The 24,782-nt window shown below is 57.2% G+C and carries 19 protein-coding genes and 1 pseudogene; 10 read left to right on the forward strand and 10 right to left on the reverse strand.

The window, feature by feature from the left end; all coding sequences use genetic code 11:
• From BLU71_RS00005 to BLU71_RS00025, 5 genes and pseudogenes are all read left to right on the forward strand, one after another.
• Positions 1-402: ACT domain-containing protein (locus tag BLU71_RS00005; protein ID WP_156889199.1), on the forward strand; the 402-nt coding region annotated here is incomplete at its 5' end.
• Positions 403-507: 105 nt separating this feature from the next.
• Positions 508-1,919 (forward strand): annotated as a pseudogene (gene thrC, locus BLU71_RS00010) (threonine synthase).
• Between the two features lie 120 nt (positions 1,920-2,039).
• The gene (locus BLU71_RS00015) at positions 2,040-3,413 is read left to right on the forward strand and encodes a transporter substrate-binding domain-containing protein (protein WP_064364380.1); all 1,374 of its coding nucleotides are present in this window, start codon (positions 2,040-2,042) and stop codon (positions 3,411-3,413) included.
• Positions 3,414-3,530: 117 nt separating this feature from the next.
• Positions 3,531-3,938, forward strand: a complete 408-nt coding sequence (locus BLU71_RS00020) for a response regulator (protein WP_042606921.1) — start codon at positions 3,531-3,533, stop codon at positions 3,936-3,938.
• 163 nt (positions 3,939-4,101) lie between these two features.
• Entirely contained in the window at positions 4,102-4,383 is a 282-nt protein-coding gene (locus tag BLU71_RS00025) for a DUF3509 domain-containing protein (RefSeq protein ID WP_016771530.1), read from the forward strand.
• 222 nt (positions 4,384-4,605) lie between these two features.
• Here BLU71_RS00025 and BLU71_RS00030 read toward each other — a convergent pair whose 3' ends face one another.
• Positions 4,606-5,805, reverse strand: a complete 1,200-nt coding sequence (locus BLU71_RS00030; RefSeq protein ID WP_065615861.1) for a CaiB/BaiF CoA transferase family protein — start codon at positions 5,803-5,805, stop codon at positions 4,606-4,608.
• Between the two features lie 146 nt (positions 5,806-5,951).
• Between BLU71_RS00030 and BLU71_RS00035 the strand changes: the two genes are divergently transcribed.
• The 3 genes from BLU71_RS00035 (at position 5,952) to BLU71_RS00045 (ending at position 9,632) form a co-directional block, all read left to right on the forward strand.
• The gene (locus tag BLU71_RS00035; protein ID WP_007908961.1) at positions 5,952-6,494 is read left to right on the forward strand and encodes a YaeQ family protein; all 543 of its coding nucleotides are present in this window, start codon (positions 5,952-5,954) and stop codon (positions 6,492-6,494) included.
• A 54-nt stretch (positions 6,495-6,548) separates the two neighbouring features.
• Positions 6,549-8,258: a single-stranded-DNA-specific exonuclease RecJ gene (gene recJ, locus BLU71_RS00040; protein ID WP_065615862.1), complete on the forward strand. Its 1,710-nt coding sequence runs from the start codon at positions 6,549-6,551 to the stop codon at positions 8,256-8,258.
• 267 nt (positions 8,259-8,525) lie between these two features.
• Positions 8,526-9,632 carry an NADH:flavin oxidoreductase/NADH oxidase gene (locus tag BLU71_RS00045; protein ID WP_041478189.1) on the forward strand — a complete coding sequence of 369 codons (1,107 nt, stop codon included), beginning with the start codon at positions 8,526-8,528 and terminating at the stop codon, positions 9,630-9,632.
• A 177-nt stretch (positions 9,633-9,809) separates the two neighbouring features.
• Here BLU71_RS00045 and BLU71_RS00050 read toward each other — a convergent pair whose 3' ends face one another.
• Complete coding sequence (locus BLU71_RS00050) at positions 9,810-11,438, reverse strand: glucan biosynthesis protein D (RefSeq protein WP_064364377.1); 1,629 nt, start codon at positions 11,436-11,438, stop codon at positions 9,810-9,812.
• A 403-nt stretch (positions 11,439-11,841) separates the two neighbouring features.
• Between BLU71_RS00050 and BLU71_RS00055 the strand changes: the two genes are divergently transcribed.
• Both BLU71_RS00055 and BLU71_RS00060 read left to right on the forward strand, forming a co-directional pair.
• Positions 11,842-12,027 (forward strand): hypothetical protein, encoded by a 186-nt coding sequence (locus BLU71_RS00055; RefSeq protein ID WP_016771524.1) that lies wholly within the window; start codon positions 11,842-11,844, stop codon positions 12,025-12,027.
• 178 nt (positions 12,028-12,205) lie between these two features.
• Positions 12,206-12,928, forward strand: coding sequence for a tellurite resistance TerB family protein (locus tag BLU71_RS00060; protein ID WP_064364376.1), 723 nt, complete (start codon positions 12,206-12,208; stop codon positions 12,926-12,928).
• 124 nt (positions 12,929-13,052) lie between these two features.
• Here the strand turns inward: BLU71_RS00060 and BLU71_RS00065 are convergent, their stop codons facing one another.
• From BLU71_RS00065 to BLU71_RS00100, 8 genes are all read right to left on the reverse strand, one after another.
• Positions 13,053-13,397: a hypothetical protein gene (locus tag BLU71_RS00065; RefSeq protein ID WP_071174496.1), complete on the reverse strand. Its 345-nt coding sequence runs from the start codon at positions 13,395-13,397 to the stop codon at positions 13,053-13,055.
• A gap of 107 nt (positions 13,398-13,504) precedes the next feature.
• The gene (locus BLU71_RS00070; protein ID WP_064364374.1) at positions 13,505-13,792 is read right to left on the reverse strand and encodes a barstar family protein; all 288 of its coding nucleotides are present in this window, start codon (positions 13,790-13,792) and stop codon (positions 13,505-13,507) included.
• A gap of 178 nt (positions 13,793-13,970) precedes the next feature.
• Complete coding sequence (locus BLU71_RS00075) at positions 13,971-15,194, reverse strand: hypothetical protein (protein ID WP_231982450.1); 1,224 nt, start codon at positions 15,192-15,194, stop codon at positions 13,971-13,973.
• 374 nt (positions 15,195-15,568) lie between these two features.
• Complete coding sequence (locus tag BLU71_RS00080) at positions 15,569-15,985, reverse strand: hypothetical protein (RefSeq protein WP_064364373.1); 417 nt, start codon at positions 15,983-15,985, stop codon at positions 15,569-15,571.
• Positions 15,982-20,820, reverse strand: coding sequence for an RHS repeat-associated core domain-containing protein (locus BLU71_RS27955; protein ID WP_083352010.1), 4,839 nt, complete (start codon positions 20,818-20,820; stop codon positions 15,982-15,984). The genes BLU71_RS00080 and BLU71_RS27955 overlap by 4 nt, the downstream gene beginning before the upstream one ends.
• The gene (locus BLU71_RS00090; RefSeq protein ID WP_083352011.1) at positions 20,817-21,560 is read right to left on the reverse strand and encodes a DUF4123 domain-containing protein; all 744 of its coding nucleotides are present in this window, start codon (positions 21,558-21,560) and stop codon (positions 20,817-20,819) included. Before BLU71_RS00090 ends, BLU71_RS27955 begins: the two co-directional genes overlap by 4 nt.
• Complete coding sequence (tssI, locus tag BLU71_RS00095) at positions 21,550-23,592, reverse strand: type VI secretion system tip protein TssI/VgrG (protein WP_083352012.1); 2,043 nt, start codon at positions 23,590-23,592, stop codon at positions 21,550-21,552. Before tssI ends, BLU71_RS00090 begins: the two co-directional genes overlap by 11 nt.
• Positions 23,593-23,725: 133 nt before the next feature.
• Positions 23,726-24,241, reverse strand: coding sequence for an Hcp family type VI secretion system effector (locus BLU71_RS00100; RefSeq protein ID WP_007949952.1), 516 nt, complete (start codon positions 24,239-24,241; stop codon positions 23,726-23,728).
• Between the last annotated feature and the right edge of the window lie 541 nt (positions 24,242-24,782).

A 24,782-nucleotide genomic window follows, 5' to 3' on the forward strand; every position in this document is an offset into this window, starting at 1 on the left:
GAGCCAACCGCTTCGTCGGTGATCGCCGATCTGGTCGACGTGGTTCGCGCGATGACTTCCGACCCGGAAAACCGCGTGCCGCACCTGGCCTTCCAGCCGGACTCGCTGTCGGCACATCCGATCCTGCCGATCGAAGCCTGCGAAAGCGCTTACTACCTGCGCATTCACGCCAAGGACCACCCGGGCGTACTGGCTCAGGTGGCGAGCATCCTGTCGGAGCGCGGCATCAATATCGAATCGATCATGCAGAAGGAAGTCGAAGAGCATGACGGCCTGGTGCCGATGATCCTGCTGACCCACCGCGTGGTCGAGCAACGTATCAACGATGCGATTACTGCGCTGGAAGCACTGGCTGGCGTCGACGGCCCGGTTGTACGGATCCGCGTCGAACACTTGAACTAAAAGCAGCGGCAGGCTTCGGGCGGCAAGCGGCAAGAGAGAAGCAGTCTGGCTTTACTTGCAGCTTGCAGCTTGCAGCTTGCAGCTCAAACCGAAGGTTTGAAAAAAATGCGATATATCAGTACTCGCGGCCAGGCCCCGGCCCTGAATTTCGAAGAGGTCCTGCTGGCCGGTCTGGCGACCGATGGCGGTCTGTACGTCCCGGAAAACCTGCCACGTTTCACTCAGGAAGAGATCGCCTCCTGGGCCGGCCTGCCCTATCACGAACTGGCCTTCCGGGTGATGCGCCCGTTCGTTACCGGCAGTATCCGGATGCCGATTTCAAGAAGAAGATCCTCGAAGAAACCTACGGTGTGTTCGCCCACAGTGCCGTTGCGCCACTGCGTCAGTTGAACGGCAACGAGTGGGTGCTGGAGCTGTTCCACGGTCCGACCCTGGCGTTCAAGGACTTCGCCCTGCAACTGCTGGGGCGTCTGCTCGATTACGTGCTGGAAAAGCGCGGCGAGCGCGTGGTGATCGTCGGTGCCACTTCCGGTGACACCGGTTCGGCGGCCATCGAAGGCTGTAAGCACTGCGAGAACGTCGACATCTTCATCCTGCACCCGCACCAGCGCGTATCTGAGGTGCAGCGTCGGCAGATGACGACGATCTTCGGCGAGAACATCCACAACATCGCCATCGAAGGCAACTTCGATGACTGCCAGGAAATGGTCAAGAACAGCTTCGCCGACCAGAGCTTCCTCAAAGGCACGCGTCTGGTGGCGGTGAACTCGATCAACTGGGCGCGGATCATGGCCCAGATCGTTTACTACTTCCATGCGGCCCTGCAGTTGGGCGGTCCGGCGCGTTCGGTGTCGTTCTCGGTACCCACCGGCAACTTCGGCGACATCTTCGCCGGTTACCTGGCACGCAACATGGGCCTGCCGATCAACCAGTTGATCGTCGCAACCAACCGCAACGACATCCTGCACCGCTTCATGAGCGGCAACCAGTACGTCAAGGAAACGCTGCACGCGACCTTGTCGCCGTCGATGGACATCATGGTTTCGTCCAACTTTGAACGCCTGCTGTTCGACCTGCATGGTCGCAACGGTGCGGCAATCGCCGGCCTGATGGGCTCGTTCAAAAAGGACGGCAGTTTCAGCGTCGAACAAGAGCGCTGGACCGAAGCGCGCAAACTGTTCGATTCGCTGGCGGTGGATGACGCCCAGACCTGTGAAACCATCGCCGAAGTCTACGAGCAGACCGGTGAAGTCCTCGATCCGCACACCGCCATCGGCGTCAAAGCCGCGCGCGAGTGCCGTCGCAGTCTGGACATCCCGATGGTGATTCTGGGCACTGCCCATCCGGTCAAGTTTCCCGAGGCAGTGGAGAAAGCGGGTGTAGGAAAAGCGCTCGAACTACCTGCACATCTTTCTGATTTGTTTGAGCGAAACGAGCGCTGCACGGTTCTGCCGAACGACCTGAAAGCCGTGCAAGCCTTTGTCAGCCAGCATGGCAACCGCGGCAAGCCACTCTAAGCCTGAAAAAGCTGTCACATTTTGAAGCCCGTCTCCTGACGGGCTTTTTTGTTTCTGCTGCCACACTGCTCGGGTTTTCACCCACGAAGGACGGGTGAGTCGATCACGAAGGAAATGGCAATGCTGTTTTACAGAGGTTTGAAACCGGCACTGGGCTGGTTGTTTTTGTCGGCGGTGCTGGGGTGGATGCACAGCGCCATGGCAGCGCAAATGGTACTTGATCAGGCGAATGCGCCCGTCAATGTGCAGCCTGTCGAACTGGACGCACGCGAACGTCAATGGATTCGCGAAAACCCGAAGGTGACAGTGGCATCAGTGCAATACCCGCTGTATCTGTTTCAGGACGAGCACGGGCAGTGGAACGGTCTGAACAACGATGTGCTCAAGCGTGTCACCGCGATGACCGGGCTGCAATTCGAGCACCAGGAATCCTTTTCCACCGACCACATGCTCGAACGCCTGCAAAGCGGGGTTGCGGACATCAGTACGACCCTGGCCATGAGCGATGATCGCAAGCTGTTCCTTGATTTCAGCCACGCTTTCGGTGGTGCGGGCTGGGTTTTTGTCGGCCATGCGGATGCGCCAGTGGTGGACTCTTTCGAGCAACTGGCGAAGCGCGTGTTGGTGCTACCTGCCCGGCACGCACTGGAAGATGTGATTCGGCGTGATTTCCCTTCGATTGAAATACGCTCAGTGAAAACCTACGCCGAAGCCCGGGCGCTGGTTGAAAGTGGTGAAGCCTACGCCACGATCGAAAACGAAATCGGCGCGCAGCTCTATCCGCTGGGCATGCTCAAAGTCGGTGGCTTGGTGGAGGGCAAGTGGGAAGCCGATCACCTGGCTGTACGAAAAGGCATGCCCGAGCTGCTGAGTATTCTCAACAAGGCACTGGAAGCTTTCCCGGCCGCTGAGTTGCGAGCGATCCGGCTTAAGTGGCTCGAAGGCATTTCACCGGCGCCCGTGCCATCGATCTGGCAGCAGTTGGTTGAATGGGGATGCTGGGCGATGGGGGTGATCGGTGTTTTCGGGATACTGTCGCTGGTGTGGAACAGGCGTCTGGCGGCGGTGATCAAGTTGCGCTGTGAGGCGGAGAAGGAGTTGGGTGATCAGTTGGCGTTTCAACATGCCCTGATCGATTCCATGCCGGATCCGGTGTTCGTGCGCGATCTCCAGGGGCGTCTGATCATCTGCAACCGCAGTTATGAAGAGGCGCTGTCGGTGCGCCTGGACCAGATGCAGGGGCGGTTGTTGATCGAGGTCGATGCGTTTCCCGAAACGACCGCGCGGATGCTGCACGATGAGTTCATCGCGCAGTTGCAGACTCGCAAGTCGCGCTTCAGCAAGCGCGAGCTGCTATTCAATGGCGGCCCACGTGAGGTCTATCAGTGGACGGTGCCGTTTTACAGCGGTGACGGCAAATTGCGCGGCTTGTTGGGTGGCTGGACCGACATCACTCAACGCCGGACTGAGAGCGGCTGCCGATGTCTGCATTGAAGAAGGGAAATGTCCTGCAAGACGCGACTACTTTTCTGATGGGAGGCTTAAGACGCCTAGCCTAGAGTGGACGACAACTGCGGTGAGAGTCCGCGATGATCGCTCCAGAGGTCGCCCATGCGCTCGCTTAAAGTCCTGATTCTTGAACCCAATCCGTTCCAGCTGATGGCATTGCATCAAATGCTCAATGCCATCGGCATCTACGACGTCCTGACCGCGCCCTCGTTAGCGTCAGCCTTGTGTTCCCTAGGGCACCGCGGTGCGGTCGATATCGCCATTTGCGATCCGCAACTCAAGGGTGGGGATGGCCTGGCCCTGATCCACCATCTGGCCGCGCACCATGAGGCACGGGCGCTGATTCTGCTGGGCTCGGTCGCGCAGAGCCTGTTGACTGACCTGGAACCGGTGCTTCGCCAGCAACGCCTGCGCCTGCTGGGGCGTCTGCAAACGCCGGTCTCGGCAGTGTTGATGAGGGGCCTGCTGGACAGTTATCTGATCTCGCCGCCGGAACTCATCGAGGCCTGAAGGGGACGGTTATTTTTCTGTCATCTTCGCCGTGCATGCTCTGTCAGACGCAGCCCCCACGAGATTGGGGCGTGAGAGGCAGAACTTTCTTCTCGGGCCGGTGGTCATTTAATGTGAACACGCCCCAAGCACTGTGTTTTCGGACTATTGAGTGGAGATCGAGATGGAAAGTATCAGTCTATTGCTCGGTGAGGCTCTGAGCCCGTATCAGGTGACGCTGACCCCTCGCGGCAGCCATGGTGAATGTCTGGTGACGCTGAAGAACAGCAGCGGCGCCATTGTGGTGGAACGCGAATTCAATCAGGCCCAGTTGAGCGACAAGCGCTTGCTGACAGATGTGGTGGACGGCCTGCACCGCGACGTGATGATCGCCGAAGGACGGCTGGAACCCTGCGTCATCGCGGCGTTGCGCAATGCGGCACTGGACAAGCGTCCGGCCCTGTAAAGATGAAATATTTTTTGTGGGAACCTTCCTGCATCCCTGTCAGTCAGACCCCATAACAGCAGGATCAAGCATTGTGCTCCGGTGCTTGTCGCTTGCTGCTACGGGTCTCGAAGCAGACCACGTTTAACCCCGAGTCGTCTCCCCACTTCTCGGGGTTTCTTTTTGCCTGGCGTTTGCTCACTGCGCATTGGGTTGCTCGAAAACCAGAATGCTCAGCGGTGCTTAAATGGCTCCGTCTTCACGCAACCTGGCGATCTGCGCCGCGTCGTAGCCCAGTTCGCCAAGCACCTGCGCGGTGTGTTCGCCAAGCTGTGGTCCGACCCACTCCGACGAACCCGGCGTTTCGGAGAGTTTCGGCACGATGCCGGGCATCTTGAAATCCTTGCCGTCCGGCAGCTTGGCATGCAGGAACATTTCCCGTGCCAGATATTGCGGGTCGTTGAACATGTCTTCGGCGCTGAAGATCCGGCTGGCCGGGACGTCGGCCTGGTTGAGCAGGTCAAGTACGCTTTGCAGGGGCAACGAATTGACCCAGCGATCAATCACGCCATACAACTCGTCGCGACGACTGTCGCGGCCGTCATTGCTGGCCAGTGCCGGGTCGTTCGCCAGGTCGTCGCGCCCGATGACCTGCATGAACCGTTTGAAGATTGCATCGCCATTGGCGCCGATCTGCACATGCTTGCCGTCGGCGCTGGTGTGGATCGAAGAGGGCGTGATGCCCGGCATGATGTTGCCACTGCGTTCGCGGATGAAACCGAAGACGTCGAACTCCGGCACCATGCTTTCCATCATCGCGAAAATCGCCTCATACAGGGCGACGTCGACCACTTGGCCAAGTCCGCCCTTGACCTCACGATGACGCAAAGCCATCAACGCACCAATCACGCCCCACAGCGCGGCAATCGAATCGCCGATGGAAATCCCGGTGCGCACCGGCGGCCGATCCTCGAAACCGGTGATGTACCGCAGGCCGCCCATGGATTCGCCAACCGCGCCGAAGCCTGGCTGATCCTTCATCGGCCCGGTCTGGCCAAAACCGGACAGGCGCACCATCACCAGTTTCGGGTTCAGCGCATGCAAGGTTTCCCAGCTCAGGCCGAGTTTTTCCAGCACGCCGGGGCGGAAGTTTTCGATGAGGATGTCGGCTTCGCCAAGCAGCTGTTTCAGGATCGCCAAGCCGTCGGGGTGTTTCAGATTGAGGGTCAGCGACTTCTTGTTGCGCGCCTGGACGAACCACCACAGGGAGGTGCCTTCGTACAACTTGCGCCATTTGCGCAGGGGATCACCGCCGTCCGGCGATTCGATCTTGATCACTTCGGCGCCGAACTCGCCGCAGATGCGCGAGGCAAAAGGCCCGGCGATCAGCGTACCCAATTCAATGACTTTCAGACCCGAGAGCGGTTTGCTGGTGAACGGCATGCGAAATCCTGTAGGACAAGGCTGAGCGGATAGAGGGTTTTAACATAGCCGGCTGTCCGACGCCGCAGCTTGAGTGCCATCAATTCGATGATTGCCTGTGGCATCGGTTAGACTTGCCGACTTTCCTCGTATCAAGAAGCCCGTTCATGGCCCAGCCGTCCACAACCTACAAATTCGAACTGAACCTCACCGACCTCGACCGCAGCGTCTACGAGAGCGTCAAGCAGACCATCGCCCGTCATCCTTCGGAGACCGAAGAACGCATGACTGTGCGGCTGCTGGCCTACGCGCTCTGGTATAACGAGCAGCTGTCGTTCGGCCGTGGTCTGTCAGACGTGGATGAACCGGCCTTGTGGGAAAAAAGCCTGGACGACCGCGTCCTGCACTGGATCGAAGTCGGCCAGCCGGATGCCGACCGCCTGACCTGGTGCTCGCGCCGTACCGAACGCACCAGCCTGTTGGCCTACGGCAGCCTGCGCGTGTGGGAGACCAAGGTGATCCCGGCGATCAAGAATCTGAAAAACGTCAACATCGCTGCCGTCCCGCAGGAAGTGCTGGAAACCCTGGCCAAGGACATGCCGCGCGTCATCAAGTGGGACGTGATGATCAGCGAAGGCACGATCTTCGTCACCGACGATCGCGGTCAGCACGAAGTCCAGTTGCAATGGCTGCAAGGTGAGCGCGGCTAAAGTCGCGACACCGCCGATATTTCCCACGAATCAAAGAGAAGCCTCCGTCACCCCATGCGTATCGAACCTCGCCAACTGCCTGCCACACTGCCTTTTCTCGGTGATCTGCCGCCACTGCTGACCCGGCTTTACGCGGCGCGGGGCGTGCAGTCGGAGGCGGAGCTGGACAAAAGTCTGGCGCGCTTGATCCCGTTTCAGCAGCTCAAAGGCATTGATGCGGCGGTAGACCTGCTGGTGACGGCACTGGAGCAACGCCAGCGCATTCTGATCGTCGGCGACTTCGACGCGGACGGCGCCACCGCCAGCACCGTCGGTGTGCTCGGTTTGCGCCTGTTGGGCGCGGCGCATGTCGATTATCTGGTGCCGAACCGTTTCGAATACGGCTATGGCCTGACTCCGGAAATCGTCGAAGTTGCGTTGACCCGCGAACCGCAATTGTTGATCACCGTCGACAACGGCATTTCCAGTGTCGAAGGCGTCGCGGCGGCCAGGCGCGCCGGGCTGAAAGTGCTGATCACCGACCACCACTTGCCCGGCGATGAACTGCCGCAGGCCGACGCGTTGGTCAATCCGAACCAGCCAGGCTGCGAGTTTCCGAGCAAGGCACTGGCCGGCGTCGGGGTGATTTTCTATGTATTGATGGCCTTGCGCGCGCGCCTGCGCAGCCTCGGCTGGTACGAGAGCAAACCGCAACCGAACATTGGCGAGCTGCTGGATCTGGTGGCGCTGGGCAGCGTCGCGGACGTGGTGCCGCTGGATGCCAACAACCGTATCCTCGTGCATCAAGGTCTGGAGCGGATTCGCGCCGGGCGGGCGCGGCCGGGGATCAAGGCGATCCTCGAAGTCGCCAAGCGCGAGGCGGCGCGGATCACTTCCACCGATCTTGGCTTTATCGTCGGCCCGCGCCTCAACGCCGCAGGACGTCTGGACGACATGAGCCTGGGCATCGAATGCCTGCTCACCGGCGACGCCAATCTGGCCCGGGAAATGGCTGCACAACTGGACGGCATGAACCAGGATCGCAAATCCATCGAGCAGGGCATGCAGCGTGAAGCCCTGGCGCAGCTCAAGGATCTGCCGGTCGAATCGATGCCGTTTGGTCTGTGCCTGTTCGATCCGGAGTGGCACCAGGGTGTGATCGGCATTCTCGCTTCGCGCATGAAAGAGCGCTATTTCCGCCCGACCATTGCCTTCGCCGATGCTGGTGATGGGTTGCTCAAGGGCTCCGGGCGTTCGGTGCAGGGCTTCCATATACGTGATGCGCTGAGCGTGGTCGCGGCGCAGCATCCAAACCTGATCGCCAAATATGGTGGTCACGCGATGGCCGCTGGTCTGACCTTGCCGCAGGAGAATTTTCCGCTGTTCGCCGAGGCATTCGACGCCGAAGTGCGTAGGCAACTTCGCGAGGAAGACCTCACCGGGCGCATGTTGTCGGACGGCACGCTGGCCGTCGAAGAGTTCCACCTCGAACTGGCCCGCGCCTTGCGCCACGCCGGGCCGTGGGGTCAGCATTTTCCCGAGCCGCTGTTTCACGGCGTGTTTCAGCTGGTCGAGCAGCGCGTGGTTGGCGAACGGCATTTGAAAGTGGTGCTGAAAAGCGAATGCGGCTCGGTGAAACTCGATGGCATCGCGTTTGGGATCGATCGGGATATCTGGCCGAACCCGACGATTCAATGGGTCGAGTTGGCCTACAAACTTGACGTTAACGAGTTTCGTGGCAACGAGACTGTGCAGTTGATGATTGCTCACATCGAACCGCGTTAAGCCATTCGCGAGCAGGCTCGCTCCCACAGGTACGGTGCAGTTTTGTGGGAGCGAGCCTGCTCGCGAAAGTGTCCTTTCACACACTGAATTACTCTGAACCCTCCGTCATTCCCGGTTGTCGACTAGGCTCTAAGCACTGCTTGATTGGCCTTGTGACGTCTTGTCGAATTTTTTGCCCGCGGGGGCGGGTGCTGCACCCTTTTTCTGTCACTCGTCGACTTTTCAAACAGAACCCTGGAGCCTGCCCACTGATTCGAGAGGTGCCCCATGAGTCTGCTGCTTGAACCCTTTACCCTTCGCCAACTGACCCTGCCCAACCGCATTGCCGTGTCGCCGATGTGCCAGTACTCCAGCGTCGACGGCCTGGCCAACGACTGGCATCTGGTGCACTTGGGCAGCCGCGCGGTGGGCGGTGCCGGGCTGGTTTTCACCGAAGCCACGGCGGTCACTGCCGACGGGCGCATTACCGCCGAAGACCTCGGCCTGTGGAATGACGAACAGATCGCTCCGCTGCAACGCATCACCCGCTTCATCACCGCCCAGGGCGCGGTCGCCGGTATTCAACTGGCCCATGCCGGGCGCAAGGCCAGCACTCACCGGCCGTGGATCGGCAAGCATGGCAGCGTCAAACCCGAAGATGGCGGCTGGACCCCGGTCGGGCCATCGCCGATTGCTTTCGATCCGCAGCATACGCAGCCGAAACAGCTGGATGAAGGGCAGATCGCTGAAGTGATCCAGGCCTTCGTCGACGCGGCCAAACGCGCGCTGACGGCCGGTTTCAGCGTGGTTGAGGTACATGCCGCGCATGGCTATCTGCTGCATCAGTTTCTGTCGCCGCTGAGCAATCAACGCCGCGATCAGTACGGTGGTTCGTTCGAGAATCGCATCCGTCTGGTGCTGCAGGTCACAGAAGCGGTGAGGGCGGTGTGGCCTGAAGAACTGCCGGTATTCGTCCGCGTTTCGGCGACCGATTGGGTTGAAGATGGCTGGAATCCGGATGAGACCGTGGAGCTGGCGCGGCGTCTGCACACCCTTGGCGCGGATCTGATCGACGTGTCGTCGGGCGGGACTGCGGCCAACGCGGAGATTCCGGTCGGGCCGGGTTATCAGACACGCTTCGCCGAGCGTGTACGCAAGGAGTCAGGCATTGCCACTGGCACTGTCGGAATGATTACCGAGCCTGCGCAGGCTGAGCACATTCTGCGCACCTGCCAGGCCGATATCATTTTCCTCGCCCGCGAGCTGCTGCGTGATCCGTACTGGCCGCTACACGCCGATGATGATCTGGGCGGGCGCAAGGCGGTGTGGCCGGCGCAATACCAACGCGCGACCCATCGCGATCAGCCGATTCATGAGTCTGATTTGCGTGATTGATTGAAGGCTGGAAAGCAAAAGCCCCGAGCCGGTGGTGGTCGGGGCTTTTCTATTCGGCACAAGTTTGCGTTGTCAGGCGGACCTCTTCGCGAGCAGGCTCGCTCCCACAATAGGAATGCGGACCCCTGTGGGAGCGAGCCTGCTCGCGAATGACGCCAGAACAGCCGCCTTATAACCTCAAGGGTATTTGCGCTTGTCCGGCGCCGGCGGGAAATACTGGTACAGCCAGGTCTCGCTCAACGTGCGATCGTTGGTGCGAATGAACAAGCGCAGTTCCACTGGCTCGACGCTGTCATTGGTCGGGTACCAATCGAACAGAATCCGATAACCCTTGATGTCATCCAGCACCAGCACGCTGAAGTCCTGCACCTTGCCGTTGGAGCAAGTGATCACGGGCTCGATCCCGGTGCCCTGTGGCAGGCGCTCGAGGCCGCCACCGGTGAAGTCCACGGCAAAACGCCGGGCCCAGACCGGCGGGTAGTGCTCACCCGGCGCCCAGCCCTCGGTGAAGCCGCCCATGCCCGAACGCGTCGCGTGCACCCGTGCCAATGGCGTGCCCACCGGTGGCAGTGCGCTCCAGTACAGCTTGTAACCGTAATTCAGTGAATCACCGGCAGCCACTGGTTTCTTCGGCGTCCAGAACGCGACGATGTTATCCAGCGTCTCGCCGGTTGTAGGAATTTCCAGCAGATCGATAGAGCCTTCGCCCCAGGCGGTTGTAGGTTCTACCCACAGGCTCGGGCGTTTGCTGTACCAGTCGACAGTGTCCTGATAGTTGGCGAATTCGTGATCGGTCTGCACCAGGCCAAAGCCCTTCGGGTCCTTGTCGGCAAATGCGTTGAATTGCAGCGTCGCCGGGTTGTTTAACGGACGGCAGATCCACTCGCCATTGCCGCGCCACATGGCCAGGCGATCGGAGTCGTGGATTTGCGGGTGAATGGTGTCGCACATGCGACGTTCGTGGGTGCCGCAGCTGAACATGCTGGTCATCGGCGCCACGCCGAGTTGCTCGATGGTGGTTCGAGCGTTGATGTGCGCGTCGATTTCCATGACCACGCGCTCGGCTTGGCAATCGATGTCGAAGCGATAGGCGCCAGTGGCGCTCGGCGAGTCGAGCAGGGCGTAGACCACAAAACGCGTGGCGTTTTTGTCCGGCGTTTCGAACCAGAACTTGGTGAAGTCGGGAAACTCCTCGCGCTTCTTAGCGTAGGTGTCGATGGCCAGGCCGCGTGCGGAGAGGCCATATTGGCCAGTGGCGTCGACTGCGCGGAAATAGCTGGCGCCGAGAAACGACACCACGTCATGGCGATCCAGCTCCGGCGCCTTGAACAGTTTGAAACCGGCGAAACCCAGGTCGCCCTTGAGCTGCTGGGTATCGACCGAAGTGTTCTCGTAATTGAACAGAGCCGGACGGAAATGCACTTCGCGAGCCATGCGCGTCTTCGGATCAACGCTGTACATGCGCACCGGTTGACGGAAACCCATGCCGACGTGGAAGAACTGCACGTCCAGCTGGCCTTTGTTCTCCTTCCACAGGGAATGCTCGCCGTCGTAGCGGATCGCGTTGAAATTCTGTGGAGTCATGGTCGCCAGAGTCGGCGGCAATACCTGTTTCGTATCCTGATAGGCATTGCCGGCGAGCTGCTTGGCCTGACGCTTCAACGACTCGAAATCGAAGGCCTGGGCCTCGCCATCGGCGGCGCCACCATTGGCCGCCCAGGCGCGAGCGGCCAACAGGCCCGACGCGGAAAGACCGGTATAGGCCGCAATGGCCATGGACGCTTTGAGCAAGTTCCTGCGGTGCATAAATACAACCTGTCGTGTGCAATCCCGCGCCTTTCCTGGCACGTGTCGGATCGGAAATTACGGTTCGGTCATGCCTTCGGCCAAACGCAACGGACTATAAACAGATGCCCGCTAGCTTAATCGGTTCGATTGTCGGGCAAAAAGCCTTGTTTGCATCGCGTCATCTGGCAATGAAACAAGACATGTCTGTAATTTTTCTGACAGGGCTCTCTGATTTAGAGGGCATATCTGCTTTTTTCGATTAATTACTCTAAAAACCACTTTTCAACGCCGATTTAATTCCTATTCTATGGGCAAGACCGGATACAAGCCTTCGTGCCGGCGGGGCACACGACGCTGCTCGAAGAGGCAGGGCGATGTGAGGTTCAGCAGTTTCTTGACTCAATAGAGAAGGACATCGTCCATGGCAAAAATACAAGGCATCACCGAAATGTTGGGCATCTTCCCTTGCTTGGGCGGCGGGCGCAGAAGACGCCGCCTCAACTCCGAGGAATTGAAATTGGTGGAGCGTTATCGAGAGCTGTCAGAGAGCGATCGGATCGCCATGCGGTATTTGGTGGATGCGATGCGCAGTGTTTCGCGATTCTAAGGGGGAGGGGAGAAGGGGGCAGGCCGAGAGGCCTGCCCCTTTTCAATTGGGTAACGCTTGAAACATGCCCTTCTGAGTGGCGAGCAACATCTCGAAGCACACTCGCAGGTCGGGGTCGGGCACTTTCGAACTAGGCTGAGGGCCTTAGATCCGGATAACCCTTGTTTGGAGACGGAACATGAACACCCGTGGATTGCTCGATCAACTGCTCAAGTCCGGGCAGGAAATGCTGCAGAACAAGACTGGTGGCGCTTCCAACAAGTCGGCTGCCAGCGGACTGGGCGGCTTGCTCGGCGGCTCGTCAGGCTCCAGCGGCCTCGGCGGCCTGCTCTCCGGCGCGGGCGGCGGCGCATTGGCCGCTGGCGCGATGGGCCTGCTGCTCGGCAACAAAAAAGTCCGCAAGGTCGGCGGCAAAGTCGCCATCTACGGCGGCCTCGCCGCGCTGGGCGTGCTGGCCTACAAGGCCTACGGCAACTACAACGCCCAGAAAGGCAGCGCACCCCAACGCGAACCACAAACCCTCGACCGCCTGCCACCCGCGCAAGTCGAGCAGCACAGCCAGGCAATCCTCAAAGCCCTGGTCGCCGCCGCCAAAGCCGACGGCCACATCGACGAGCGCGAGCGCGAACTGATCGAAGGCGAATTCACCAAACTCGACAACGACCAGGAGCTGCAACACTGGCTCCACGCCGAACTCAACAAACCCCTCGACCCCACCGACGTCGCCCGCGCGGCAAGCACGCCGGAAATGGCGGCGGAGATGTACATCGCCAGTGTGATGCTGGTGGATGAGGAGAATTTTATGGAGAAGAGCTATCTGGATGAACTGGCACGGCAGTTGAAGCTGGAGCCGGGGTTGAAGGTGGAGTTGGAGAGGCAGGTGCGGTTGGCGGCAGATTGATTCTATGGGGTGAGAAATCGCAGTGTTGTGCTGCGATTTTTCCTGTGTCGCTTATTGAGGCGTCAATACAGATTTAGCTCGGAAAGCCGTTTTTAATCTTTTTGATTCGTGAACAATGATGTAATCAAGCCTCAATCATAAAATCTTCAATTCTTTCAATGAATTCGATTTTGCTTTTGGTTCTGAATTCACCTAGAAACTTTTCGGAGTTTTTGATTGGCTCACCTCTTCTATCGTATTCGATCGTTAGCATATCAATCACAAATTCTCCGTCGGGATCCCCTTCGGGCTCGACTCTCGTGTCAAAGCAATGGCCGGTACTCTGGCGGACTCCTCCGATCAGTACCGAACTAGAGAACCAGTTGCAAGTCTCCGGTGTCAGCTCCACCTCAAACAGATTGTTGATTGTTATTGTCCAGCCGCTTGGTACTCGGATGGGTTGGAGTTTGTATTCGAGTTTTGATCTCATTGGGTCTCTCCGAATCTTTGCATTCGTGAATACTTTGCTCTGATCATTCAAACGATAATCGTGCTTACTGCAGCGTTGAATAAATGCGCTGGCAAGTATCAATTTTTTTACTTTAATTTGTATTCGAATTTTTCATCTAAGCCCAGGGATATGTCCTGATTTTCTGTTCGCTCGAATATAAATATCATTTTTTTAAAAGTTTCGCCCATGCTTTGTTCAGATTCTTTCGAATTTTTCCATACTATTTCAATCGGACGCTCCACGTCCGTACTGAGCAAATCCCACAGAGAATTTAGGTTGTTTCCATAGTACTGAGCCCAAGAAAATGCAGAAGCTATCCGCTTGTGGAAATCCTGCTCGGAAGAAATGGATAGGCCGTCAAGTTCAATTATCATTCAGGTTATTTCCACTTTCCTATTGGGCTGACAGCGCCCATCAGCTCTGAGCAGCCTGCCTTAAGAAAAGGGGACAGATTTATATTCAGTTTGAAGAAAGAAATCTGTCCTCTTTTACTCAGTCCCTTTTGCTCAGAAGACAAAGCGACCACATGATCGCTCTGTCTTCAGAGATGAATTAGACCTCCTGCCGCCAAGCGGAAAACGTGATCACTGTGCCGGCTTCTTTTCTATTGGTGATTTCTACTTTATAGGTACCACCATTGATGCGGCCTTCAACGAGCGCTTTGCGCTCGTTGCCGCTGACTTCGGCGTCCTTTGCATGTTGCTGATAGAAGTCGATAACATCCGCGTATTCGGTAAAAGTCCTGAGAATGACCTCATATTCATGCTGAGGGCGTCCGGCTATTTTGTCCCAGTCACCGTCAATTGACGTGCCCTCCATACCCGGTGTCGTAAAGACACCGTGAGCGCCGGCGCCAATCAAGTGAGCTCGCTGCGGAAGCAACGGCAGCATCGCTTTTGGAAAATCGGAAGGTAATTGAGCCGCAGTCCAGGCTCCCTGTTTCGGCTGAGTCACGATGTACTCAACGTGGGCAATCTTCTGCGCAGCGGCTCGGCGTTCTGGATCGTCACTCTCCGCCCACAGCGCCATCATAGGAGGCAGTTGCTTACTCCAGGGGATCAAAGCATCGGCGTCAGACTTGCCGGCGCCTTCTGGCTGGAAAATGGTCAGCACGGTTTCCGGCGCATCGTTACAAGTCAATGGTTCCTCGCGAGACTTGACGGTGCAGTGGCCATTGACCAGTCCTACGGCGAGCAACTGCCCCTTGTCGTCCAGCAGCAATGCGCCGCGCTCAAATCCATTATTACCGTCGTCCATGGCGGTGATTACTTTTATGCCGGAAGGCACACCATCAACAAACGTCGACATTTCCGAATCGAGCGCTTCAAGAACCTGCTGCACGATCATCGTATTGTCATTGGTGTAACTTCCGGTTTGGTACCCAAAAAAATTAACGAGTGCAGAGCGAACCGCCGGGTCTTGGTTAAGCTTGGAAGCCCGTTCTGGACTGGCTTCGTTTGTGAGCAACAAGGCAGTTGTGCCGTCGGGACGTTGTTCGGATCGTAGTGACAGCGCGATTGCGCTTAGGGAGAAGGTGAAGGCTAAAAGCAAGGCGAGAGTGCGGCTCAAGTGTTTCAAGATAACAGTCCTTTGGTTATTTAATCCGTGAGAGTGGTCGCAGAGATGTGATCTGGTGATTATGCGTTGAGCATAAGTTTTCTGTTTTTCATTATTCTTGAATGGGGAGTTTAAGTTGACAGTCGCCTTGAAGGTTTCAGTGATGTGTTTTTCACGCGTATCAGGCGGCCCAGCCGATTTCTTCGTACGGCTAATCATTCAAGGCTTCCAGAATTCAATTCCCTCCACATGACGCTCTATGTCATTCATGTCAATCCTCACCAGGAATTGGGGCAAAATTTTTGCTGATGATTTTTTGATCTTGGATTGGTCGCTGAGTGACGTGTCATCGTTAATGAGCTCGGTTGTAGTTTTTGATATTCTTTAACCGGTTTGTCGCTATAGTAACTTCCCATTTTTTGTAGAAAAATCAAGGTAAATTCAATGTTTGCGAGTGCTTTCAGAGTATCTTCGATGATGAGTGTGATTATCCTGTTTTTTATATTTGTTTTCTCTGATTGAATGGCGCAAATGGGGGCGGATTTATTTCAATAGAAAATCGATTTCCCCTATTTTTCTGCTATGTGTCATGTTTAAGTGGTCTCACTAAAATTGATTTCGCCCTCGCTGCTTATGCAACCTATCAAACTAAACTGCTCGGAGAAAAAATAGGTGTGTTGCGGTATTTCAGAGAATGTCATTATTATTTTTTTAAGATCGGCGGTGTGGAATTTGTAAGCATTCTCTGTTAGCGAGTCGCCGATAAAGGTAATCTCAGTTATTTTGAGGTCTTTTGCTTTTTCTGAAATTTCTTCAATGGCTTTGTTAATAGTGTTTTTTGAATGCGATATGCTGTTGGGAAGTGAGCTCCAAGCGATTTTTGATCCAATAAACGGAAAATTTCTATTGATATGTGAGACGGCGTTGTCATGCGCATCATTGTTAAGTTTCATGTAGTTAATGCTGGATTCTAACAATTCTTTCTCAAGTTCTTCGTCGAAGTAGCTCATTTTTTAAATGCCTTTAGTAATTTTAATACGGTTTTTTCGCTTGCATTGAAAAGGTAATGTGGTGCTGGCTTTTTTCCTGACCAAACGTTTATATGTGCGCCGCTTCTTTCATCATATTCGATTCGATAGCCAGTCTTGCCGTCAGCGGTTTGCATGCCTACAACCTTCCCGGCATTTGTACCAAACTTCCCAATGGTTGGCTTTTCTGCTTTGAATCCATTGCTTTCAAGCCATTCAAGTGCCTTATTGCGCGCTTGCTCGAAATGCTCAAATTTAAGTGTCTCGCCAACCTCGGGCGGGGTCGTTTTTTGCGGAGGCTTTTTCGGAGTGGCACCGTTTGTCTGTTTACACACCAGCCCCAACGGATCCACCCACCCCGTAGGGTTAGGCACGTACTGGTAGCTGTTCAACCCACCCGCAAGCTTGATCGGGTCCGGCGTCAAGAACCGCCCAGTGCTCGGATTGTAGTAGCGGTGGCGGTTGTAATGTAACCCTGTCTCGACGTCGAAGTACTGACCCTGAAAACGCAGCGGGTTATCGATTTCGCTGATATCCAGCGCTGCGAGATTGCCGTAGGCGCGGTACTTTGCCGACCACATGATTTCGCCACTGTAGTCGGTGAGCTCTTGCGGAGTGCCAAGGTGGTCGAGTTGATAGTAGAACGGGGCAGCCTTTAGTGGGCCTTCGCCGTCGAGCATCGCCAACGGGCGGAAGCTGCCCGGCTCGTAGATGTAGCTGCGATAACGTTTTTCTGCGCTTTCGGCGATGAGGCGTTCGCCTTGCCAGAGGAATTCAGTGGTGTGGCCGTCGACGGTTTTCTCGATGCGGCGGCCGAAGGCGTCGTATTTGTAGCTTGCGGTGCTGCCACCCGGCAGGCTGACGCCGATCAGGCGGTGTTGGCAGTCGTAGCGGTATTCGGTGACAAGCTTTTGGCCGGTGCCGCGACGCTCGCGGATCATATTTCCGTACGCGTCATAGTCGTAGTGGCGGTCGCCTTGCATCAGCAGGCGGTTGCCTTTGACGTTGGCGAGGTTCGCCGCAGGCAGTTCATTTTGGCTGAGCAGGTTGCCTGCGGGGTCGTGGGCGAAGGTCTCTGGCATAGCGCCGCGTACGCTGATCAGGCGATCCAGTGGATCGTAGTGATAGCTGCGGTTGCCTTTGCGGCTGTCGTCGATGCCGGCGAGGTTGCCGTTGGCATCGTAGTTGTAGCGACGCTGGAACAGGTGTTTGTCCCGCTGGTTGACGCTGTGCGCTTGAAGTCGACCCTGTTCATCGTATTGGTATTGGCTGAGCAGCAAGCCTTGCTGGCGCTGTTGTTCGCGACCGGCGCTGAACTGGTGAGAGGTCAGGCGTGAACCGTTCAGGTCGATACTGCTCAGGCGTCCACCGGACAAATGACGGTAATCGAGCGTGCAGCCATCCGGCAGACGGCAGTGGCTGAGTTGGCCGACGCTGTCGTATGCGTAACGCGTGGTGCCCCAACCTTGATGCTCGGTGATCAAGCGATCTTGCACGTCGTATTCATAAGCGAGCGGCCAATGGCCGTCGTCGACGTTGACCAACCGACCAAGCGCGTCGTAGCTGTAATGAATCTCTTCGCCATCGGGCAGTGTCTTGACCAGCAAACGGCCTGCGGCATCGCGCTGGTATTCGGTGACCAGTTCGCTACCGTCTTCGCCAAATTCAGTTTTCTTCAGCAGTTGGCCGTTGAGGTCGTACTCGTAGGCAGTCCGACGACCATCGAAACCGGTTTCCTGCTGAATCAGGCCGTTCGGGTGGTAATCGAGTTGATAGCGTTCGCCGCGCTCGTTTTCGATCTCGGTGAGGTTGAGTTGCGAATTGTCGTAGCGGTAGCGCAGTTGGCTGCCGTCGGGATTGATGCGGCGGCTGACGAGGTGCAGGTTGTCGGCGTATTCGTAGCGGGTGATACGGCCGAGCTCGTCGCGTTCGGCGGTGACGCGGCCATACGGGTTGTAGGTAAACGCACGTGTGGCGCCGCCGGGCAGGGTGACCTGAGTGAGGCGGTCGACGACATCCCATTGGTATTGGGTGATCGCTCCGAATTCGTCCTGGCGAGTGATTTGCCGGCCGAGCGCATCGTAGCGATACTTGCGTTGACCTCCATCCGGCAGGCGTTCTTCCAGCAATTGGCCGAGGTTGTTCCAGCCCAGTTGATGACGACTGCCGTCGGAGTGACGGATCTCCAGCAAGCGTCCCTGACGGTCATAGCTGTAGAAGGTCTCGTTGCCGTCAGGATCGGTTTGTTGGGTGATATCGCCCTGACGGTTGCGTTCGTATTTCCAGCGGGCCTTGCCGCGCTGGACATCAATAAGTTGACCGTTGAAGTAGTTGTAACGCGTCGGAACACCTTCCGGTGGAATCACTGCAATCAAGCGTCCGGCATCGCTGTACTGATACTCGGTGATCGCTCCCATGGGATCTTTAACAGCAATCAGTCGACCCTGATCGTCATAAGCGTTCTGCGTTTCACCACCGTCGGGCGCGGTCTCACTGACCAGGCGTGCATTTTCGTCATGCACATAGACCAGCTCACTGCCGTCAGCGTTATGGACTATGACCGAGCCTTTATCGTCCCACTCGTAACGCGCTTCCATCTGCGCATAATTGGCCCAATGACGCACGCATCGGGACAGCTTGCCTTCACGCTCCCACTCCCAGAAGAAGCTAGCCCCTCCGGCCATTTGTCGCTCAAGGATGACGTGCTGATCGTTGTAGCGGTAATGCTCGGTTTCGCCGATCGCATTGGTGGAAGAAATCAGTTGATTGAGTGCGTTGTATCGGTAGGTGACGAGGGTATGAATCGTCAGCCATGGGTCTTGGCGTTCGCCGCGTTCATTGTATTCGTGGCGTTGTTGCTGTTGGTCGACAGCAACGATGTGTCTGTCTTCGTAGCGCAGCAAAAGGGCGCGCCCTGCGCCGTTATCTATGCGCTGGATACGATCAACGAAGTCATAACTGATGTGCAGACGATTTTCGTAAGCATCGCTGATCGCGGTCAGTCGACCGGCACGGAAATGGTAGAAGCGGGTTTTTGCCCCGGCTTGGGTCAAAATGAGTTCGCCGGGTTCATTACCTAGATAAATCGCTGCCTGAGCCAGGCTGTTAGTGATGGCCGGCCGCTGTTCCGTGGGCATCGGAAAACGGGTTTGCCGGTTCTCGTTGTCCGTCCACAGCACACCCTCATCGTCGATCTGCAAGCGATGAGACAGTGAATGACTCCAGCCATAGCCGAGGCGGCTATCAATTTCGACTGCACTGCTTCGGTATAGGCGTGTCCACTCAAAAGGCAGCAGGCCACCCAGTTCCCCATCGGTGAGCGTCAGTAACTCTTCACCGGTCACCATCGATACTGGTTCGCCGTCTGAGCATGTGTCGTCGACGCATTGTGCAGGTTTTTTTGCTGGGTTCTTCGGCTGTTCGGGGGCGTTGTCGACGGTCTCTACTTGCTCGATCCGTGAGGCTGGCTCATCTTTTTTACGGGTTTGAATCTGCGCATCGGATTCCAGTTTTCCGCCGGTGACCGGTAGCTTGCTCTTCGGAGCTGTCGCGGTTTCGGCAGGTTTGGGAGCGGCAATCTGAACATCCGCTTTGGGTGTCGGATTGAAATTCGAATCACTTCCGCCAGTGATCGGTGGCCTGCTTTTAGGAGCTGTGGCCGTTTCGGCGGGTTTGGGGGGCGCAATCTGAACATCCGCTTTGCGTGCCGGATTGAATTTCGAATCACCATTGAGTAGCAACGGCTTCGATGCTTCGGTATGGGGCGTCGCTTTGGACTTGCTGACTTTCATCAACATGCCGGTGAAGTCTTCAATCAGCTTTATGACTTTGCCGCTGCTTTGTACCCCTTTGACGGCCTTTGTACCCACGCGTACGGCCAAGCCAAGACCACCAGTCAAGACAACGCCGATCAAAATGTTGAGCAGGAACTCTGTCGACATTTGCGCCAGCACTTCGGTACAAGTCTGCGGCGGCAGCATTTTCACCCAGGCCACGATGGCCGCGACGTATATCCACATCAACGGCTCATCGCTCGCGATCAATAAAGCAGTGTGAATAGCGTCGGCAGAGGCGTCGTAAATTTTCTTGATCTGTTCTTCAGTGAAAAAGTTTTTCAGCTTCTCGTAGTTTTCGCGAGGATGGGCGATGAGGTCGTAGAGACTTTTGATATCGCCCCACAATCCCATAATCGCTTTCATGAAGCCTTCCCAGGCCGCTTCCAGCTCCTGCAAGGCGCGACCTCCAAGGGAGGCATCGGTGTGAGCTTGCCAGAGCGGCAGGAAGCTGGTGCTCCATTCGGTTTGTAGCCAGCCACCCAGCTCGCCGATCACACCTTGGTAGGAGTTGAATAAACTGTCGATCTGGGCACGCGTAGGATTCGGGAAGAAGGTGATTTTGTATTGCTGATTGGGAGTAAGGCCTGAAACTTCAAGAATCCCTGATGCATCAATGGTTTTATTGATGGTCGGTCCAACTTCGTTTTTGCCGATGAAGCGACCATTGACGACCGGTGTCAGTTGAACTGGCGTATTGCCGATCGGCACAAAGCGCGCGGACTCGAAACTATGGATCAGCACCAGCTTGCCGTTCGCAGGACAGTTGGCATAAAGGGTATTTTCCTTCTTGCTGTCCTTGTCAGCCGTGCCAACTTCGTCACCGACTTTGAATTGCTGCTCCGCATCCAGAATGCCGCCGTACCAGGCTTCGGCATGCTCGCGGTAATCCTTCAGGCACTTCTTGAAGTCGTTGATGATGGCCTGAGCATCGGGTTGTTTTGCTGTGAGACCGCCAACGATCCCGCCCATTAAAACGCTCATACCACCACCTCTTTTTCCAGATAGGCCTTCAACAGCCCGGTAAAGTTTTCTTCCGTGAGTGGCGTGCGTTTAACAAAGCGCGCCACTTTTTGTTTCAGGTTCGATTCGGGAAAGGAGAAATACAGATCGGCGTGTTCCTCCTGTAGCCACTGCAGCATGTTGCCGATAACGGTGGATGGATTTTCTGCCATCAACCCATCCAGCAACTCCTTAGGCACCTCCCACCACGGCCAGTCCCGCACCTTCGGCACGACCCGCGTGCCCACTTCCAGCGCCTGCCCGTTGATCAGATACCGCTCAAACACCGGCAGCACCTCTCCGGCCTTCTCCCCAAGCCCCCGCAGGATCGGATAAATATGCCGCCCATCCCAAAACCGGAAAAACACTTCAGTGCCGTCCGGCATCTTCACCTGCGTCAGGCTGCGCAGATGTTCGAACACTTCGTTCGGCGCTGAACGCGATGTCGCCAGCCAGCCCCAGTCCAGCGCATCCGTTTCAGCGATCCAGGGCAAGAAGGCCGAATTCGGTTTGAGCTCGGTGAGGTAGGGCATCACCGGTTGCCAGGTGGAGTAGGGCGTGCCGCCCCAGATCGGCAGGAGCTGGGCGGTGGGTTCGGTGAGGTACAGGGTTTTCAGCGCGTCGGCGTCGCTGGCGGCGCTGATGATCAGGTACAGGCGCTCGCCGCTTTGCAGCGGTTGTTGCGCCAGCCAGTCCTTGGGGGTAATTCGTTCAGATGGCACAGGCACCTGCCTTGCATTTTTCGCATTCTTCGCAGAACGGCGCGTTACGTTTCAGGGTGTTGATCTGCGCCGGGGTCAGGACCTGGCCGGCCTTGTCGGCGTCGGCTTGTTTCAACACACCGGGCATCAACGGCGCCGCACCAGTCCCACTGCCCGGGCTGCCTCCGGAGTTCATGTTGATCACCGGCCCGCTCAGGGTCACGCCGCCAGCGTCGATCTTGATAAAGCTGCCACCACCCACCAGCGTGAGTTCGGCGCCGGCTTCCATGACCACTTTCATGCCGCTGCTCAGGTGGATTTCCTGGCCTGCGTCGATGAATTGGCCGGTGCCGATCTTGATGTGCTGATTCACGCCGACAGTGAGGTGGTCGTTGGCGCGGGTTTCGACTTTGCGGTCGGCGTAGACGGTGTGGTGTTCTTCGGCCTTGAACTCGGTGTAGCTGTTCTGTTCGACGGTGTCGTGGCGTTCGTTGCCGACGCGGATCTTCTGGTCGTGCTCGATGTTTTCGTCCCAGTCGCGCTGGGCGTGCAGGTAGATCTGTTCCTGACCTTTCTTGTCTTCGATGCGCAGTTCGTTGTAACCGCCACCACCCATGGAGCTCAGGGTCTTGAAGGTGCTGCGGGTCTTGTTCGCCGGCAGTGGATAGGGGACGGTGTTTTCCTTGTGGTACAGGCAGCCGCTGATCAGCGGTTGATCGGGGTCGCCTTCAAGGAAGGTGACCAGCACTTCCATGCCGATGCGCGGGATGGCGATGCCGCCGTACTGGGCGCCGGCCCAGGCGCTGGAGACGCGCAGCCAGCAACTGGTCTTGTCGTCGGCCTGACCTTCGCGATCCCAGTGGAACTGGACTTTGACCCGGCCGTATTCGTCGCAGTGGATTTCTTCGCCTTTCGGGCCGGTGACCACCGCGCTCTGACTGCCGAGGATGCGCGGTTTCGGGTGGCGCAGCGGTGGACGGTTGGGCACGTCCCACGGCGTGGCCTGAAAGCGGTTGCGATAGCCCTGATGGAAATCGTCTTTCAGCGCGGTGGTGTCGCTGGTCACCGACTCTTCGAGCACCTGCGGCTGCTTGCCTTCGTGCAGGACTTCGGTGAGCAGCCACAGATCATTCCACTTGGCTTTCGGGTGTTCGGTCAGGGCGAGGAAATGGCCGCTGACCAGCAACGGCTGATCGCTCTTGCCTTCGGCCAATTGGAAGTCGCTGCGATGACGTTCGAGGGCGCGTTTGGCCAAATGCTTGCCGCGCTCGCGGTCGATGAAGCGGCCCGGGTAATCGTAGTCTTCAAGGTCGGGCAGGGCGTCGCCACGGTTCTCGCTTTCCAGGGTCAGGCGCGGTTTTTCGAAGTCGTAGTCGCGGCGGGTGGTGCGGCTGGTGCGGGTTTCCAGGCGCAGGTCGAAGCGCTTGATCACCGGGTTGCTGGCGACCATGCCGGAGTCTTGCTGATAGGGCACCGGCGCCAGTTTCGGAAACACCGTCTGGTCATCGCCGAACAGCAGTTTGTGGCCTGTTGTGGTGTGCTGGAAGTGGTAGTGAATACCTTCCTCTTCGCACAGGCGCTGGATGAAGTGCAGATCCGACTCGTCGTATTGCACGCAGTAGATGCGCTCGGGATAGATCGAGCCGGTCTTGAATTCGTAGGCGTTGCTTTGGATGCCGTGCTCTTCGAGCACCATGCCGATGATTTTCGGCACGCTGAGGTTCTGGAAAATGCGCTGGTTGATGCGATGCGCCAGGTACGCCAGTCGCGGGCGCAGGGTCACCGAATAACGGGTCAGGCGCTTGCCGGAGTCGCCTTGCGCGGCGCGGTAGATCTGCCCATGAATGCCGCTGCCGTCGGGCGACAGCTGCAGAAAGGCCGGTTTGTGCAGCAGGGTTTCGAGGTCCAGCGACGGCTGCTCACTGACCAGCTCCACCTCAAAGACAAAAGGCTGGCTGATGGCTTCCCGGCCTTGCAGGGTAAACACCTGAAAGTCGGCGGAAAGCCCTTCGATGGTCAGGGCAAAGTGGGTTTCATTGGCCGGCGCGAACATCCCTTGTTCCTCGTGCTGTACAGCGGCGCTCGTCGACGGCCGCAAAAAGCGGCTCAACGTACGCGAAATTCTGGAGGGGCGTAAACAACATCGACCAGCAGAGCTGGCCGATGCGTGTAACGGTCAGCCGTAATTAAACGACTGGAGCACGCCAGTCATCGGAACCCGAAGTACCGGATACTTCGTGGGTCCAGGTGATTTTGCGGTAGGTGAACTGCACTTCTTCCAGGTGGGTGAAGTGCGCGTTGCCCGGATCCTGGCAGTTGTGCATTTTATTGTTGATGGCGACGATGATCGCGTCTTCCAGTTTGGTGGTGTAGTAGTGCTCTTGGGTGCCTTGGGCCGAAGTGCGGTACCACTGGATAACGATTTCGCTCATGCGCTCGCCGGAAGTCAGTGCGGCTTGCAGCAGAGGCGAAGCCTTGTCGTAGACCTTGGTGATCACGACTGGCTTGTGCACGCGCTGACCGGTTGGCTGACCGGATTGCGGGTCACGCGGGATGATCACGTCGTGGGTGAAAGCCTGAACCATGACCTGGTCTTCGTGGCCTTCCTGATAGGTGTTGCCAACGGAGTCGGCGGTGAACGCGCCGGCAGTGATCAGGCCTTGTTTTTCGCCGGTAACCGACATGTACGCTGGTGTTGCCATGGGGTGCTCTCCTTGCGGATAAATTGAGGGTGCCCGGAGGCGAAATCGCCCGGTGGGTGGCTGAGGGGTATCAAGGAGCGTGCCAGGTTTGGAGAGGTGCCCGGCTGGCGGGGGCGCCATGGTGGTCGGTGATCTTTCGGGGCGATTTTCAGCGGAATAATCAGAAGAAAGTGCGCAAGAAGTTGCGCAGTACTGCGCAACTTCTTGCGCACTTGGCTGCAGGCCTTGCACTGCTTGGGCTGCAGAGGATTTACCCCCTGAAATATTACGACCTACTGCGCAACTTCTTGCGCAGTTGGGGATTTGCCGGGACCGAGGGGGTTGTTTCGCGAGCAGGAAATTTTGGTGTGGCGGAAAGCGTTAGCACACCTCGAAACTTTCGATGGCGCGATCGCAGAATCACTATGTAAAAGCTGAATGTAGGAAATCGAGTATTTTCGGCACGGCTATGTCTGTAGGAAATTCCTGTTTTTGCACTCGCTTCAGCGAAATGCCCCCCAAACGATGCTTTTTCCATTATTCATTCTAAGTGCACGTATCG

The organism is Pseudomonas moraviensis, from assembly GCF_900105805.1.
Classification (GTDB): Bacteria; Pseudomonadota; Gammaproteobacteria; order Pseudomonadales; family Pseudomonadaceae; genus Aquipseudomonas; species Aquipseudomonas moraviensis_A.